Raw genomic sequence first — 16,064 nt, 5'->3', positions numbered from 1 at the left:
GCCCGCTCACCGATGTCCCGCCGTCGTGGGAGTCGTATTCCGGTCGGATTACTGCTGGCCGGGCTTGAGCATGAGGAACAGTCCGTGCGCCTCGCAGCACAGCCGGTCGCCGTCGTGCAGGGTCGCGCGCACGAACACCTTGCGGCCCTCCACGCGCTCGACCCAGCCGTGCAGCTGGAGTTCGGTATTGAGCGGTGTGATGGATCGGTAGTCGACGTGCAGGAACGCGGTGCGGGTGACAGCGCGGGTGTGCACGGCCGCGGTCATGCCGAGCAGATCGTCGAAGCCGAGCGCGATATGCCCGCCGTGCGCCGCGCCATTGCCACCGAGATGGAAGGTGCGGAACGTGATTCGCGCGTGCACGCCCTCGGCGTTCGCCTGATCCACCTCGAACGGCGGCAGCGTGATATTGCCGCGGGAGGGCAGATCGGTGCGGTGCCAGCTGGGCGCGGACCACTCGTCGGTGACCACCTCATCGAGCCGGTCGTTGAGTTTCTTCAACTCCGCGATGGCCTCGAGGGCGATCTCGTCGGTCGGACTGGCCAATCGGACGCGGTCCATCAGACCGCGGACCTGTTCGATGAACTCGCCGTAGTGCGGTCCACCCTTGGTGTTGTCCCGGCCGAGTTCGGCGATCGGTCGGAACCCGCCCTCGTGATGCTCCTGGGGCGGAAGTGCCTCGACCTGCTGCTCGCTCATGAGAACACGTTATCGGTTGCCGCCGGAATGCTCGTGCGCGGGTTGTGCGTGATACATACCGATCAATGTTCGCGGCCCGCCCCGTTTCTGGACTGAGTGGAGCGGAGGGAGGGAAGAAATGGGGCTCAGGGGGCCGTGAACCCGCCGCCGCGAAGCGCAGGCAGAATAAGCAGCGTGAAGGCATTGCGTCGTTTCACCGTCCGCGCCCATTTGCCCGAGCGGCTCTCCGCGCTGACCGAGTTGGCGACCAATCTGCGCTGGTCCTGGCATGGGCCTACGCAGGATGTGTTCGCCGAGCTCGATCCCGCCCTGTGGGTGGAGGTCGGGCGGGATCCCGTGCGCATGCTGGGGGAGGTGCCCGCGGAGCGGCTCGATCAGGTCGCGGTGGATGAGGCGTACGCGCGGCGGGTGGATGCCGCCGCGGCGGATCTGGCGGACTATCTGGCCCGGCCGCGCTGGTTCCAGCGGCAGCAGCGGGGGCCGCGCGGGATCGCGTATTTCTCGATGGAGTTCGGTGTCACCGAGGTCCTGCCGAATTACTCCGGCGGACTGGGCATTCTGGCGGGCGACCATTTGAAGGCCGCCTCGGATCTGGGGCTGCCGCTCATCGGCGTGGGCCTGCTGTACCGGTCCGGCTACTTCCGGCAGTCGCTCACCGCCGATGGCTGGCAGTCCGAGCACTATCCGGCGCTGGATCCGCAGGGCCTGCCGCTGCGGCTGCTCACCGACGGCGGCGCGCCGGTGCTGATCCATGTCGCCATGCCCGAGGGCCGGGTGCTGCGGGCGCGGGTGTGGATCGCCCAGGTGGGCCGAATTCCGCTGCTGCTCTTGGACTCCGATATCGCCGAGAACGATCCGGAGCTGCGCGCGGTCACCGACCGGTTGTACGGCGGCGATCAGGATCACCGCATCAAACAGGAGATCCTGGCCGGAATCGGCGGGGTGCGCGCGGTGCGCGCCTACACCCGCGCGCACGGCCTGCCCGATCCCGATGTCTTCCATATGAACGAGGGCCACGCGGGCTTCCTCGGCATCGAGCGCATTCGTGAATTCATGGTCGGCGGAATGGATTTCGACGCCGCGCTGACCGCGGTGCGGGCCGGCACCGTCTTCACCACGCACACCCCGGTCCCGGCGGGCATCGACCGCTTCGCGGGCGCGCTGGTGCGCCGCTATTTCGGTGGCGCGCACGGGGAGCGGGAATCGCCGGTGCTGCCCGGTGTTTCGGTGGATCGAATTCTGGCCATGGGCCGGGAGGCCGATCCGTCGGTCTTCAATATGGCGCATCTGGGGCTGCGACTGGCCCAGCGCGCCAACGGCGTATCCAAGCTGCACGGCGAGGTCAGCCGCGAGATGTTCGCGCCGCTGTGGCCCGGATTCGATGCCTCGGAGGTGCCGATCGGTTCGGTCACCAATGGGGTGCACGCACCCAGCTGGGCGGCGCGCGAATGGATCGACAAGGCCCGCGAACTCATCGGCGATGAGCTGGTGGAGGAGGCGCGCGGCTGGGAACGGCTCTGCGATGTGGATCTGCGCGAGTTGTGGTCCACCCGAAATACCTTGCGCGGCATACTCGTCGACGAGGTGCGCCGCCGGGTGCACGCCTCCTGGCTGGAGCGCGGTGCGGCCCCGGCCGAACTCGGCTGGATCGACGAGGTCTTCGATCCGCGGGTGCTGACCGTCGGTTTCGCCCGCCGCGTGCCGACCTACAAGCGCCTGACCCTCATGCTGCGCGATCCCGAACGCCTGCGCGCGCTGCTGCTCGATCCCGAACGCCCGGTGCAACTGGTGGTCGCGGGCAAATCGCATCCGGCCGATGACGGCGGGAAGGCACTCATCCAGCAGGTGGTGCGCTTCGCCGACGATCCGGAGGTCCGGCATCGCATCGTCTTCCTGCCCAACTACGACATGTCCATGGCCCGCTACCTGTACTGGGGTTGCGATGTGTGGCTGAACAATCCGCTGCGGCCACTGGAAGCGTGCGGCACCTCGGGGATGAAGTCCGCGCTCAACGGCGGCCTCAATCTCTCCATTCGCGACGGCTGGTGGGATGAGATGTACGACGGCGAGAACGGCTGGGCCATCCCGACCGCCGACGGCGTGCGCGATGACCATCGGCGCGATGATCTGGAAGCTTCCGCACTGTACGAACTGCTGGAACGCGCTGTGCTGCCGCGCTTCTACGACCGCGATCACGATGGTCTGCCGGTGCGCTGGATGGAGATGGTGCGGCACACCCTGCGAACCCTGGGGCCGAAAGTGCTGGCCTCGCGCATGGTTCGGGACTACGCGGTCGACTACTACGTGCCCGCCGCCGCGGCCTTCGCCGCGGTCTCGCAGCACGATTTCAAGGGCGCGCGGGATCTGTCGGAGTATCGCCGCCGGATCGAATCCGCCTGGCCCGCGGTCAAAGTCGTCCAGGTGGACAGCTCGGGTCTGCCGGACACCCCGGTCATCGGCGCGAATCTGGCGCTGCGCGCCCGCATCGATCTGGGCGGGCTGAGCCCGGCCGATGTCAGCGTGCAGGCGGTGCTGGGCCGGGTGTCCACGGCCGACGACCTCTCGGATGTGCACACCGTCACCATGGTGCATGCCGGAACCGACTCGGGCACAGAGGTTTTCACCGTCGAGACACCGGTCCCCCTTTCCGGCGCGGTCGGCTACACCATTCGCGTGCTCCCGAGTCATCCGCTGCTCGCCTCGGCGGCCGAGTTCGGTCTGGTCGCGACGCCCAGTCCCTAACCCGGTTGTCCCAGTGTGCGTTTGAGGATCTTCCCGGTCGCGTTGCGCGGCAGCGCGTCCAGGAAGGTCACATCCCGGGGCACCGAGAACCGGCTCACCCGATGCCGGATGTAATTGCGCACCATCTCCGAATCCAGTCCGGAGCCGGGGCGTTTCACCACGAAAGCCGCCAGCCGCTGGCCGAACTCGTGATCCGGCACGCCCACCACCGCCACCTCGCTCACCTGCGGCAGATGCGAGAGCGCCTCCTCGACCGAGCGCGGGAAGACGTTCTCACCACCGGAGATGATCATCTCGTCATCGCGTCCGGCCACGAAGAGCTTGCCCGAGGCATCCAGATAACCCACATCGCCGGTGTCGAGCATGCCGTGCGCCTCCTCCGGCGGGGTGGCATCGGTGTACCCGTCGAAGAGCATGTGATTGCCGACGAAGATCCGCCCGGTCGCGCCGACCGGAAGAATTCGCTGATCCGCGCCCAGCACACCGATTCTGGTCCCCAGCGGCGGCCGCCCGGCGGTGGTGGGGGACATGCGCAGATCGGCCGGATCGGCAATGCTGGCCCAGGACACCTCGGTGGAGCCGTACACGTTGTAGAGGATGTCGCCGAAGGTGTCCAGGAACTTCAGCACGGTCGCCCCGGCCAGCGGAGCGCCGCAGCTGGCGACCACTTTCAGACTGGACAGGTCATAGCGCGCCCGCACCGCGGTGGGCAGATCGAGAATGCGGTTCACCATGACCGGCACCACGATCAGCGCCGTCACCCTGTGCTCGGCGATGCGCCGCAGGCAATCCTCGGCATCGAACCGGTCATTGAGCACGAGGGTGGCGCGAATGGCCGTCGAGATCTGCAACGCCGCCAGCCCCCAGGTGTGGAACAGCGGTGCCGGAATCAGCATGGTCTCGTTGACGCCGAACGGTATTCGCGACAGCAGCGCCGCCACCGTGCCGAAACCCTTGGGATGCGGTCGCCGCGCGCCCTTGGGTGTGCCACTGGTTCCGGAGGTGAGCACGATGAGCCTTCCCGGGCGCGCGGGCTTCTTGGCCGTCAGCTCGCGCATGGCGATGAGGTCCTCGATGGTGGTGTGCCCGGCGGCCGAGGGTTGATCATCGGTGGCGAAGCGCGGCAGATCGGCCGGGAGGTACCGCACCAGATGCTCGAATTCTGCGTCCACGAACAGCGCCGCGATGTCGTGCCGGTGCACGATTTCCTCGATCTGCCGGGCGGGCAGTCCGGTATTGAGCAGCACCGCGTCCGCACCCGCCTTGCCCGCGGCCACCATCGCCTCGACCATGCCGGTGTGATTGCGGCACAGCAGGCCCACGGCGGTGTCCGGACCGAAGCCGAGCGCGCTCATCGCGCCCGCGAGAGCGGTACTGCGCGCGTGCAATTGGTCGAAGGTGCTGGAGTAGCGGTCGTCCACCACCGCGAGCCGATGCGGTGAGTGCGCCGCGGCGGCCGCATAGCCGCCCGCCAGGCTGAACCCCCATTTGGCCAGGCTGCCAAGCTGTTTCAGCCCCACATCGGGCCGGTAGGTGCGCACCACCCCGGAGGCCACCATCTGCCTGGCCACACCGGCCTGCAGCTTCATCGGCGAATCCTCGCCGTTGACGATGACGGCCGTCGGCGCGCCGGTGATCATTTCGGCGGCGCGTTTGAGCCCGGCCACCGTCCAGGCCACCGCCGCCGAGTTGGGCAGCTGCGCGACCAGCGGATGGATCAGCGCGGCTTTGAAGTAGGTGACCGTGACCCGGGTCTTGTCGCCGATCTCGCGCAGGCGGAGCACGGCGAAGCTGCCGGTGCCCGCGCAGTGCAGTTCCAGGCTTTCGCATTCGCGTCCGATCCGCAGTTGCACCGTGAGCGTGCGCACGTCACCGCCCGCGTCGCCGACACGCAGATTCAGGGTGGGAAATTCGTCGGCCGCGTCGCGTTCCTCACAGGCGCCGATGCCACGGAAGAGCCGAGTATAGGACTGGGGCTCGACGAGCACATCCCAGAGTGCTTGGCGGCTGATCGCGAACTCGGCGATCGCATCGATGACATCGGTAACCACGCGTGTGCAATTCTCGTCGGCCGGTTCGAATCCTCCACCCCCGGATTACGTATTTGTAACGTCCCAGACAGTGGCGCGCAAGGCTTTCCAATTACCGGTGAGTGATACGTTTATTTGCGCGGTAATTGCGCAGGTGTGGATATAAATCCGCGGGTGAGGCCGGTGCGGTAGCTCACGATTCGCCGGGTCGGATGAACACCCGGCGAACGGGACAAGTACGGTGCCCAGGGCATCCTTCTGACCTCCCGCCGACTGGAGACCACCACACATGAGCACCGACGTCCTGTCGCGCACCAAGGGACGCGTCGACGCGTACTTCGGCATCAGCCAGCACGGTTCCACCGTCAAACGCGAACTCATGGCCGGAACCGTCACGTTCCTGGCCATGTCCTATGTGCTGGCGGTCAACCCGGCCATCCTCGGCGACCATGGCATTCTCGGCGACAAGGGTATGCCGACGCAGGCGGTCTTCACCGCGACCGCGGTCGCGGCGGTGGTCGGCACGCTGGTGATGGGCATCTGGGCCAAGTACCCGGTGGCGCTCGCGCCCGGTATGGGGCTCAACGCCTTCTTCGCGTACACGGTCATCCTCAATATGGGCATCCCGTGGCAGGAGGCGCTCTCAGGCACCTTGCTCTCGGGCATCATCTTTTTCGTCCTGGCCATCACCAAGGTGCGCGAGAAGATCATCGACGCCATCCCGCTGCAGATGAAGCTGGCGGTCGGCGCGGGCATCGGCATGTTCGTGGCCTTCCTGGGCCTGAAGAACGCCGGCATCGTGGTCGCCAGCGACGCGACCTTCGTGCATCTGGGCAACTTCCACAAGGGCACAACGCTGCTCGCGCTGTTCGGCCTGCTGGTCACGGTCGTCTTCCTGGTGCTGGGCTGGCACGGCGCGGTGCTCTACGGCATTCTCTCGACCACGGTGCTGGGCATCGTCTGCGGTCTGGTGGAGCTGCCGAACTCGTTCGCGGCGCTGCCGCACGGTCTGGACAAGACCTTCGGCCAGGCCGTCATCCATCTGCCGGACGCCTTCACCGGGCAGATGATCATCGTGGTGCTCACCATGCTGTTCGTCGACTTCTTCGACGCCTCGGGCACCTTGATCGGGGTGGCCAATCAGGCCGGGCTGCTCACCAAGGAGGGCAAGCTCGAGCGCGCCGGACAGGCGCTGGCCGCCGACTCGGTCGGTACCGCCGCGGGCGCGATCATCGGAACCTCCACCACCACCGCGTATGTCGAATCCACCGCGGGTGTTTCGGCGGGCGGTCGCACCGGTCTGACGGCGGTCTCCACGGCGGGCTGGTTCCTGCTCGCCATGTTCCTGTTCCCGCTCTTCGCGGTGGTCGCGGATGTGCCCTCGGTGACCGCGCCCGCGCTCATCGTGGTCGGCGTGCTCATGTCCCGTGCGCTCGGCGATATCGACTGGAGCCGTTTGGAATACGCGATCCCGGCGTTCATCACCGTGATCATGATGCCGCTGACCTATTCGATCGCGAACGGCCTCGCCATGGGGCTGCTGTTCTACCCGATCGTCATGGTCGCCAAGAAGCGCGCCCGCGAAGTGCACCCGGTGATGTGGGTGCTGATGCTGGTCTTCCTGTCGTACTTCTGGTTCCTGGCCGAATAGGGCCGGAGAGGTTTCGGGTCCCCGCGCCGCGTGCAGGGCTTGGCGCGGGGACTATGACACATCCGATGTGGGAATTGGGGGGTCACCGGAGTATCGCAAGCCAATTTACTTCTGTTCGGAAGTATGGACCACCCCTGTGAGAGTTCTCACACGGTTGTTTTGTTCTGCGAAACACTTTGGGTCAAACGCTCCAAAGCCTTTGTCACCACCTGCGGATCGGAAGTTTCCCAATAGGGCGGTAGTGACGCGCGCAAATATCCGCCATATCTGGCTGTCGCGAGACGTGAATCCAGAATAGCGATTACACCGCGATCATCCACACTGCGCAGCAGTCGACCGGTGCCCTGCGCCAGCAACAGCGCCGCGTGATTCGCCGCCACCGCGAGAAAACCATTGCCGCCCCGTGATTCCACCGCCCGCTGGCGCGCGATGAGCAGCGGATCGTCCGGGCGCGGGAACGGAATCCGGTCCAGGATCACCAGACTCAGCGACGGACCCGGCACATCCACGCCCTGCCACAGCGAAAGTGTGCCGAAGAGTGAGGTTTCCGGATCCTCGGCGAATTTCCTCACCAGTGCGCCGGTGGCGTCATCACCCTGGCACAGCACCGGGGTGTCCAGGCGCTCGCGCAGAATTTCGGTGGCCGCCTTGGCCGCTCGCATCGAGGAGAACAACCCGAGGGTGCGGCCATTGGCGGCGGTGATCAGCCGCTCGATCTCGTCGAGATAGGCCGTCGGCAGGCCGTCACGGCCGGGAGCGGGCAAATGCTTTGCCACATAGAGAATTCCGGATTTCGCGTGATCGAACGGGGAACCCACGTCGACCGAATTCCAGCGCATCTTGGCATCGTCGGCCGGGGCCTCGATCCCGCTGGCCAAGGCCGGATCGACCTTGGCGGAGGATTTCGGCGGGAGCCCCCAGGTGACCGCGAGATTGTCGAACGAACCGCCGACCTGAAGCGTCGCCGAAGTCAAAATCACTGTGGCGGTGGCGAAGAGACGGCTGCGCAGCAGTCCGCCCACCGACAGCGGCGCCATATGCAGGGTGCGCCGCGCGATGCCGCGCATCTCGTCCACCGCGAGCCAGATGACATCGCGGTGCGCCGCCGGATCGGGCTCCTCGTAGGTGGTGAGCACCCGCACCGCGGCATCGTGCACCTCCTCGACGGCGGCCACGGCCTGATTGCGGGCGGCCGCGCCCTCGGGATCGGCCTGCGCGTTGTTCACCCCGCCCTGCGGGGCCAGGGCGGTGCGGGCATTCCAGGCGGCATCGCGAATGAGCGCCAAAACCGGTGCGGCGCCGTCGGGTAGCCGATCCCAGCGGCCGGGGGAGAGCTCGTCGAGCAGGGTGTGCCAGGCTTCGGCCGTACCCTCGAGCCGATCCACCTCCTGCTCGTCGATGAGTTTGGCGCAGCGTTTGGCGGCGGCGCTGATCGAGGCCGTGGACAGCTCCGCCGTGGCGACGCCGGTGACGCGGTCGACAAGTTCGTGCGCCTCGTCGATGACGACCACATCGTGTTCGGGCAGCACCTGGATGCCGCTGATGGCGTCGATGGCCAGCAGCGCGTGATTGGTGACCACCACATCCGCGGCCCCGGATTCGGCGCGGGCCTTCTCCGCGAAGCAATCCTGACCGAACGGGCAGCGCGATTTGCCAAGGCACTCACGGGAACTCACGCTCACCTGCCGCCAGGCGCGATCGCTCACACCCGGTGTCAACTCATCGCGATCCCCGGTCTCGGTATCGGAGACCCATTCGTGCAGCCGCTGTACCTCGCGACCGAGCCGCGAAATGGCGAAGGCGTCGAACAGCTCCGCCTCGCCGGGGTCGTCCGGAATCGCGCTATTGATCTTGTTCAAGCACAGATAGTTGTTGCGCCCCTTGAGAATCGCGAACTGCGCCACCCGCCCCAGCGGCTCCGCCAGCGCCTGACTCAACCGCGGCAGATCGCGATCCACCAGCTGCCGCTGCAAAGCGATGGTCGCCGTCGACACCACCACGGTCCGCCCCGTCCGCACCGCATGCCGCAGGCTCGGCACGAGGTAGGCCAGCGACTTCCCCGTCCCCGTCCCCGCCTGCACCGCGAGATGCTCGCCGGTGTCGATCGAATGCGCCACGGCCGCGGCCATGGTCTGCTGCCCCTTGCGCTCCTTACCCCCGAGGGCCTGGACGGCAGTGGCCAATAGCTTCGGGACTGGAGGGAGTTCGGGCACGACGGCCAGGTTACTGCGCGTCGCCGACAACCCGCGCGCAAACCTCGCCGCGCCCGCCCTGCGACGGCATGAAGCCTGCCCCGCCCGCCCTGGCATGAAACCCTGCCCCGGCCGCCCGGCGAGGGCATGAAGCCTGCCCCGCCCGCTCGGCGAGGGCATGAAGCCTGCCCCGCCCGCCCTGCGACGGCATGAAACCTGCCCCGGCCGCCCGGCGAGGGCATGAAGCCTGCCGCGCCCGCTCGGCGAGGGCATGAAACCCGCCCCGGCCGCCCGGCGAGGGCATGAAACCCGCCGCGCCCGCTCGGCGAGGGCATGAAGCCCGCCTCGCCCCCCGGCAACCCGTTGCCCGACCGCTCGCGCAGCACCCGTCCGTCATCCCGGCGTGCATGCCACCCGCTCGTCATCCCGGCGTGCATGCCACCCACTCGTCATCCCGGCATGCTTTCGGCCGGCATCCACCCGTCACATCACCGGCTGGGTCTCCTCACCGGCGCGCGGTTATGACGGCCGGGAAGTGCTCAGCTCTCCATCGTTCCCGCGAGCTCGACGCCCGACGTGCGGAGGGTGTCGAGGGCGGTTTCCAGGGTGGCGGGGGAGACGGCGGCGGTGAGGCCGAGCAGCACGCGGGTGTCGAACCCGGCGGCGCGGGCGTCCAGGGCGGTGGCGCGGACGCAGTGATCGGTGGCTATACCGCAGACGTCGACGGCGTCGATGGCGCGGGCGTGCAGCCAGTCGGCGAGGGTGGTGGCGCCGTCCGAGGCGGTGCCCTCGAAGCCGGAGTAGGCGGCGGTGTACGCGCCCTTGGAGAAGATCTCCTGGATCGGGGCGGTGTCGAGGTGGGGGTGGAAATCCGCGCCGGGGGTGCCGACCCGGCAGTGCGGCGGCCAGGTGTCGACGTAGTCCGGGTGGTCGGAGAAGTGCGCGCCGGGGTCGATGTGGAAATCGCGTGTCGCCACCACGGCCGTGTAGTCGGAGACCCCGAGGTAGTCGGTGATCCGCTCGGCCACCGCGGCCCCGCCCGCGACGGCCAGCGACCCGCCTTCGCAGAAATCGTTCTGCACGTCGACGACGATCAGGGCTCGGCTCATGATGACCTCCCGGGCGGCCGGGGCGAACCGTGCCGGTTCGCGCTCGTAATGCATTGTGCAGCCTGACCTGCCGAGCCTGCCATCCGGTGGAGTCGGCGTCCTGCGGTTCGACGGCGCTCGGCCGCAGGTCCGGCCGGTTCGGCTAGCTGACGAAGGTGGTGGGAATGGCGGGCTCACCGGCGGAGAGTTTCAGGCCCTCCCACGGCAGGCTGACCAATCCCCGCGCGACGAGTGCCCGACTCTCCCGCAGCGTCGGCTGATCGTCGAGCACCTTGCCCCCGCGCACCAGCGGGACCTGGAGGTCGCGGACCTCATAGCCGTTCGGCTCCGGCCGGGTGCCCGACGCCGGGTAGACGATCTCCTCGATGAGCGTCCCGGTGCCGCGGGACAGTCGCACGGCCTTCTTGGTGCCGCCGCGAGACTCCTTGTGGGAGCTGCGTTTCGCGACCGGAACGCCTTCGACCTCGACGAGTTTGTAGACCATTCCGGCGGTCGGCGCGCCCGAACCGGTGACCAGGGAGGTGCCGACACCGTAGGCGTCGACAGGCTCCGCGCGCAGGGCGGCGATGGCGTATTCGTCGAGATCGCCGGAGACGACGATCTTGGTGCCGGTCGCGCCCAGCGAGTCCAACTGATCCCGGACCTGGCGCGCCAGGACGCCCAGATCGCCGGAATCGATGCGCACACCGCCCAATTCGGGTCCGGCCACCTCGATGGCGGTAGCCACGCCGCGGGTGATGTCGAAAGTGTCCACCAGCAGTGTGGTGCCCACACCGAGCGCGGCGATCTGGCTGCGGAACGCCTCGGCCTCGTGCTCGCCGTCGGATCCGCTGTGCAGCAGGGTGAACGCGTGCGCGCTGGTGCCCGCGCCGGGAACCCCGAAGCTGCGCACCGCCTCCAGATTGGAGGTGGCGTCCAGGCCCGCCAGGTACGCCGCGCGCGAGGCGGACGGCGCGGCGAGCTCGTGCGTTCGGCGCGAACCCATTTCGATCATGCGACGCCCGGCGGCGGCGCTCACCATGCGCGCGGCCGCGGCGGCGATCGCGCTGTCGTGGTTGTAGATCGAGAGCGCGAGCGTCTCCAGCAGGACGCATTCGGCGAAGGTGCCGCGCACGGTCAGGATCGGCGATCCGGGGAAGTAGAGCTCACCCTCGCGGTATCCGTCGATATCCCCGCTGAACCGATAGTCGCGCAGCCACGCCACGGTGTCCGCGTCCAGGAATTTCCCGACGATCGCGAGTTCGGGCTCGCCGAAACGGAATTCGCGCAGCGCGTCGAGCAGCCGCCCGGTCCCGGCCACCACGCCGTACCTGCGCCCGTGTGGCAACCTGCGGGCGAATACCTCGAACGTGCACTGCCGTTGCCCGGATCCGTCGGCCAGCGCCGCGGCGAGCATGGTCAGCTCGTACTGGTCGGTGAGCAATGCGGTACTCGTCAGCCCGTCGGCGATCGTCACAGTGCCTATCTTGGCCTATCTTGCCCTGCGCTTCGCTCCGGCCGGGTTCGCGGCCCCGGGAGTCCGGAACTTTCCTTCCCTCCGCTCCTGGGCTCCACTCGGTCCAGAACCCGGACGGCCGCGACCCTTCGGGCTGGTCTCGGCCGCACGGGACCTGGTGTCCGTCGGGCGTGTCGTGTGGCTGTTGTTTCTTCGGGGTCGAGTCGTACCCTGGACGTTATGGGTCTGTGCACAGAAGATGCTGTCCGGATTGCCGCCGGTCCGGTCGGCGGGAACGGGATGGTATCGGCGGCACAGGTGGTACTGGGGGCCTCGCAGGCCATGCCGGAGGCGGTCGAGTACACCGAGATCCTGGAGGCGGAGGACCGTCCGTGGGTCACGGTCGTATGGGACGATCCGGTCAACCTCATGCATTACGTGACGTACATCTTCCAAAAGCTCTTCGGCTATAGCAAAGCCAAGGCAACCGAACTCATGCTCAAGGTGCACAACGAGGGCAAGGCCGTGGTCTCCTCCGGCTCCCGGGACAAGATGGAACACGATGTGCAGCGCCTGCACGCGGCCGGACTATGGGCGACCATGCAGCGTGACCAGTGACCCGGGCGGCTACGGTGAACCCGTGCGGAAGTGGAGCAGAAAGAACTCCCTGGGCGGGCTGAAACTCCGTTCGGAAATGGACGCCCACGAGGCGGAGGTGCTGCGCTCACTGGTGGGCGCGGTGACCGGACTACTCACCGACCGGGCCCGTTCGGCCCCCGAGGACGATCTGGCCGCCCTCACCGGGTTACAGCCGGGCAACACCACCCCGCCCGATGATCCGCGACTCGCCCGCCTGCTGCCCGATTTCCACCGCAGCGAACCCGGCTCGCCCGACGCCGACCGCGCCGATCTCAACAGCGCCCTGCGCGGCCTGCACGAACCCGACATCATCGAGACCAAGGTGGCCGCCGGACTGGTCATCCTGGAGACCCTGCCGCCGCAGGGCGGCAAGATCGTGCTCACCCCCGAACAGGCCGATCACTGGCTCAATGCCCTCAACGATGTCCGCCTGGCCCTCGGCACGGCCCTGGACATCAATGCCGACACGCCCGACCATCTGGACGAGGACGATCCCCGCGCGCCCAGCCTGGACGTCTACCACTGGCTCACCTGGATGCAGGATTCGCTGCTGCAAGCGCTCATGCCGTAGCCGCCCGGATTACCCTCGCCCACGGAGGTGCATGCCGTGAACGACAGTGCGGGACCGAACAATTCGATTACCGATGTGGCGGGTGTGCTGGTCGGTCACCATCATGAGATCGACCCGAACGCCACCCTAGGCTCCGGCGCCGTGACCGGTTGCACCGTGGTCCGCGTCCCCGGCGGCGCGACCGCCTCGGTGGATGTGCGCGGCGGCGGCCCCGGCACCCGCGAGACCGATCTGCTCGATCCCGGCAATACCGTGCGCCAGGTGAATGCCGTATTGCTCACCGGCGGAAGCGCTTACGGCCTCGCCGCCGCCGACGGCGTGATGCGCTGGCTGGAGGAGCACGGGGAAGGCATTCCGATGGATCCCGCCGATCCGGCCCGGGTGGTGCCGATCGTCCCGGGCGCGGTGATCTTCGATCTTCCGGTGGGCGCGTGGAACATTCGGCCCACCGCGGACTTCGGTTTCCTCGCCGCGGAGGCGGCCGCGGTCGACTTCGCCCGCGGTTCGGTGGGAGCCGGGGCGGGCGCGCGGGCGGGTTCCATCAAAGGCGGGGTCGGTACCGCCTCGGTGCGCTACACCGACGGTCCCGCCGCGGGAATCACGGTGGGGGCCTTGATAATCGCCAATCCGGTCGGCTCGGTCTTCGACCCGCGCACCGGATTGCCCTGGGGTGCGGGCACGGACGGTCCGGAACACTTCGGTCTGCGACCGGCCGCCGCCGACCGGCTCGCGGCCGCGAACGCGCTACCGGTGAAGGGCACCGTCCTGAACACCACCATCGGCGTGGTGGCCACGGACGCGGCGCTCGATCCGGCGGCCTGCCGTCGCCTGGCCACCACCGCCCACGACGGTCTGGCCCGCGCCATCCGCCCGGCGCATTCGCCACTGGACGGGGACACCCTCTTCGCCCTGGCCACCGGAGCCACCGCACCGGCCCCGGGTTTCCCGCTGCCCCCGGCCTTCCCCGCCGACCTGCTCCTGCTCGATCAACTCTGCACCGCGGCGGCGGTGTGTGTGGAACGCGCCATAGTCGACGCCATCTCGGTAGCCGAAATCCCTTCTTACACAGAGCTCTTCGGTGAATAAACGGCGCAACACGCGGGTAACCCGCCCCGTCGCCCGGGGGTGTGATCTCGGCCGCCGGGAATAGGCGAATAGTCTGACCCGTTGACGACAGCGTTTCGGCGGTCAGCATCCCTGCGCCGCGTGGAGCGGTGAGCGGAAGGATTCGAACTGTGCTGGTGATCAGGGCCGATCTGGTCGAGGCGATGGTCGCGCACGCGCGCGCCGATCATCCCGACGAGGCATGCGGCATCATCGCCGGTCCCGAAGGCTCCGACCGCCCCGAACGCTTCGTCGCCATGGTGAACGCCGAGCGCTCACCCACCTTCTATCGCTTCGACTCCGGGGAACAGCTGCGCGTCTGGCGCGAGATGGACGCCGCCGACGAGGAGCCGGTGGTGGTCTACCACTCGCATACCGCCACCGAGGCGTACCCGAGCCGCACCGATATCTCCTATGCCTCCGAACCCAATGCCCACTACGTGCTGATCTCCACCCGCGACGCCGATCAGCACGAACTGCGCAGCTACCGCATTCTCGACGGCGTGGTCACCGAGGAGCCGGTCGAGATAGTCCCCACCTATTAAGGAGTCCACCATGGCGGTCACCGTCTCCATTCCCACCATCATGCGCACCCTCACCGGTGGTGAGAAGCGCGTCCAGGCCCGGGGCGCGACCCTGGCCGCGATCATCGACGATCTGGACGCCAACCACACCGGTCTCAAGGACAAGCTCCTCAAGGACGGCAAGCTCAACCGCTACGTGAACATCTACGTCGACGACGAGGATGTGCGGTTCTCCGGCGGACTCGAGGCCGAGGTGCCCGAGGGCGGCACCGTCACCATTCTTCCGGCGGTCGCCGGAGGCGCATCGGACACCGTCGGCGGCGTCCGCTAGATGGCACGCTATGAGTCGCTGATCGCGACGCTCGGCAACACCCCGCTGGTGGGGTTGAAGAACCTGTCCCCACAGTGGGACGGCGACAACCACATTCGGCTGTGGGCCAAGCTCGAGGACCGCAACCCGACCGGCTCCATCAAGGACCGGCCCGCGCTGCGCATGATCGAACAGGCCGAGGCCGACGGCAAGCTCACCCCCGGCTGCACCATTCTCGAGCCCACCAGCGGCAATACCGGCATCTCGCTGGCTATGGCCGCGAAACTCAAGGGTTATCAACTGGTCTGCGTCATGCCGGAGAACACCTCGGTGGAGCGGCGGCAGCTGCTGACCATGTTCGGCGCGCGGATCATCGACTCGCCCGCGGCGGGCGGCTCCAATCAGGCGGTGGCGCTGGCCAAGCAGATCGCCGCGGAGAATCCGGACTGGGTGATGCTCTACCAGTACGGCAATCCCGCCAACGCGCTCGCGCACTATGAGACCACCGGTCCGGAGATCCTGGCCGACCTGCCCGAGATCACCCATTTCGTCGCGGGGCTGGGCACCACCGGCACGCTCATGGGCACCGGCCGCTTCCTGCGCGAGAAGGTTCCGTCCATCGATATCGTCGCCGCCGAACCCCGCTACGGCGAACTCGTCTACGGCCTGCGCAATCTCGACGAGGGTTTCGTCCCCGAACTCTACGACGAGTCGGTGCTGACCTCGCGCTTCTCGGTCGGCCCGTACGACGCGGTCCGCCGCACCCGCGAACTGGTCCTCGAGGAGGGCATCTTCGCGGGCATCTCCACCGGCGCGATCCTGCATGCCGCCCTCGGCGTCGCGAAGAAGGCCCAGAAAGCGGGCCGCCCCGCCGACATCGCCTTCGTAGTGGCCGACGGCGGCTGGAAATACCTCTCCACCGGCGCCTACGACGGCACCCTTGAAGAAGCCGAAGACCGCCTCGACGGCCAACTCTGGGCCTGACCTTCTGCGCCCCCGCCCCCTGCACCCCTCCCCTCCCGCACCCCTTCCGTCATCCCGGCACGCTTTTGGCCGGG

Annotated in this window: 13 protein-coding genes; 8 read left to right on the top strand and 5 right to left on the bottom strand. The window is 67.9% G+C overall.

The window, feature by feature from the left end:
• Positions 1–48: 48 nt before the first annotated feature.
• Positions 49–699 (bottom strand): PaaI family thioesterase, encoded by a 651-nt coding sequence (locus NA10_RS30680; RefSeq protein ID WP_067574191.1) that lies wholly within the window; start codon positions 697–699, stop codon positions 49–51.
• Positions 700–873: 174 nt separating this feature from the next.
• Between NA10_RS30680 and glgP the strand changes: the two genes are divergently transcribed.
• The gene (glgP, locus tag NA10_RS30675) at positions 874–3,441 is read left to right on the top strand and encodes an alpha-glucan family phosphorylase (RefSeq protein ID WP_067574190.1); all 2,568 of its coding nucleotides are present in this window, start codon (positions 874–876) and stop codon (positions 3,439–3,441) included.
• Here glgP and NA10_RS30670 read toward each other — a convergent pair.
• A complete protein-coding gene (locus NA10_RS30670; protein ID WP_067574189.1) occupies positions 3,438–5,492 on the bottom strand; it encodes an AMP-binding protein in 2,055 nt (684 codons plus the stop codon). The two genes, glgP and NA10_RS30670, sit on opposite strands and share 4 nt — an antisense overlap.
• A gap of 268 nt (positions 5,493–5,760) precedes the next feature.
• Between NA10_RS30670 and NA10_RS30665 the strand changes: the two genes are divergently transcribed.
• The gene (locus tag NA10_RS30665) at positions 5,761–7,122 is read left to right on the top strand and encodes an NCS2 family permease (RefSeq protein ID WP_067574188.1); all 1,362 of its coding nucleotides are present in this window, start codon (positions 5,761–5,763) and stop codon (positions 7,120–7,122) included.
• Between the two features lie 146 nt (positions 7,123–7,268).
• On the opposite strand, the gene NA10_RS30660 is transcribed toward NA10_RS30665, so the two are convergent.
• From NA10_RS30660 to NA10_RS30650, 3 genes are all read right to left on the bottom strand, one after another.
• Positions 7,269–9,335, bottom strand: coding sequence for an ATP-dependent DNA helicase (locus NA10_RS30660; protein WP_067574204.1), 2,067 nt, complete (start codon positions 9,333–9,335; stop codon positions 7,269–7,271).
• 518 nt (positions 9,336–9,853) lie between these two features.
• Positions 9,854–10,423 carry an isochorismatase family protein gene (locus tag NA10_RS30655; protein ID WP_067574203.1) on the bottom strand — a complete coding sequence of 190 codons (570 nt, stop codon included), beginning with the start codon at positions 10,421–10,423 and terminating at the stop codon, positions 9,854–9,856.
• 142 nt (positions 10,424–10,565) lie between these two features.
• Positions 10,566–11,879 (bottom strand): nicotinate phosphoribosyltransferase, encoded by a 1,314-nt coding sequence (locus NA10_RS30650; RefSeq protein ID WP_067574187.1) that lies wholly within the window; start codon positions 11,877–11,879, stop codon positions 10,566–10,568.
• A 279-nt stretch (positions 11,880–12,158) separates the two neighbouring features.
• On the opposite strand from NA10_RS30650, the gene clpS reads away from it, so the two are divergent.
• The 6 genes from clpS (at position 12,159) to NA10_RS30620 (ending at position 15,990) form a co-directional block, all read left to right on the top strand.
• Positions 12,159–12,476 carry an ATP-dependent Clp protease adapter ClpS gene (clpS, locus tag NA10_RS30645; RefSeq protein ID WP_067574186.1) on the top strand — a complete coding sequence of 106 codons (318 nt, stop codon included), beginning with the start codon at positions 12,159–12,161 and terminating at the stop codon, positions 12,474–12,476.
• Positions 12,477–12,498: 22 nt separating this feature from the next.
• A complete protein-coding gene (aosR, locus tag NA10_RS30640) occupies positions 12,499–13,068 on the top strand; it encodes an oxidative stress transcriptional regulator AosR (protein WP_067574202.1) in 570 nt (189 codons plus the stop codon).
• A gap of 36 nt (positions 13,069–13,104) precedes the next feature.
• A complete protein-coding gene (locus tag NA10_RS30635) occupies positions 13,105–14,154 on the top strand; it encodes a P1 family peptidase (RefSeq protein WP_067574201.1) in 1,050 nt (349 codons plus the stop codon).
• Between the two features lie 149 nt (positions 14,155–14,303).
• Positions 14,304–14,717: a M67 family metallopeptidase gene (locus NA10_RS30630; RefSeq protein WP_067574184.1), complete on the top strand. Its 414-nt coding sequence runs from the start codon at positions 14,304–14,306 to the stop codon at positions 14,715–14,717.
• 10 nt (positions 14,718–14,727) lie between these two features.
• Positions 14,728–15,027: a MoaD/ThiS family protein gene (locus tag NA10_RS30625; RefSeq protein WP_067574182.1), complete on the top strand. Its 300-nt coding sequence runs from the start codon at positions 14,728–14,730 to the stop codon at positions 15,025–15,027.
• Positions 15,028–15,990 carry a PLP-dependent cysteine synthase family protein gene (locus tag NA10_RS30620; protein WP_067574179.1) on the top strand — a complete coding sequence of 321 codons (963 nt, stop codon included), beginning with the start codon at positions 15,028–15,030 and terminating at the stop codon, positions 15,988–15,990.
• Positions 15,991–16,064: the final 74 nt, after the last annotated feature.

This window comes from Nocardia acidivorans NBRC 108247 (assembly GCF_001625085.1).
Lineage (GTDB): Bacteria > Actinomycetota > Actinomycetes > Mycobacteriales > Mycobacteriaceae > Nocardia > Nocardia acidivorans.
This window is presented reverse-complemented; position numbering and strand designations above follow the sequence as displayed.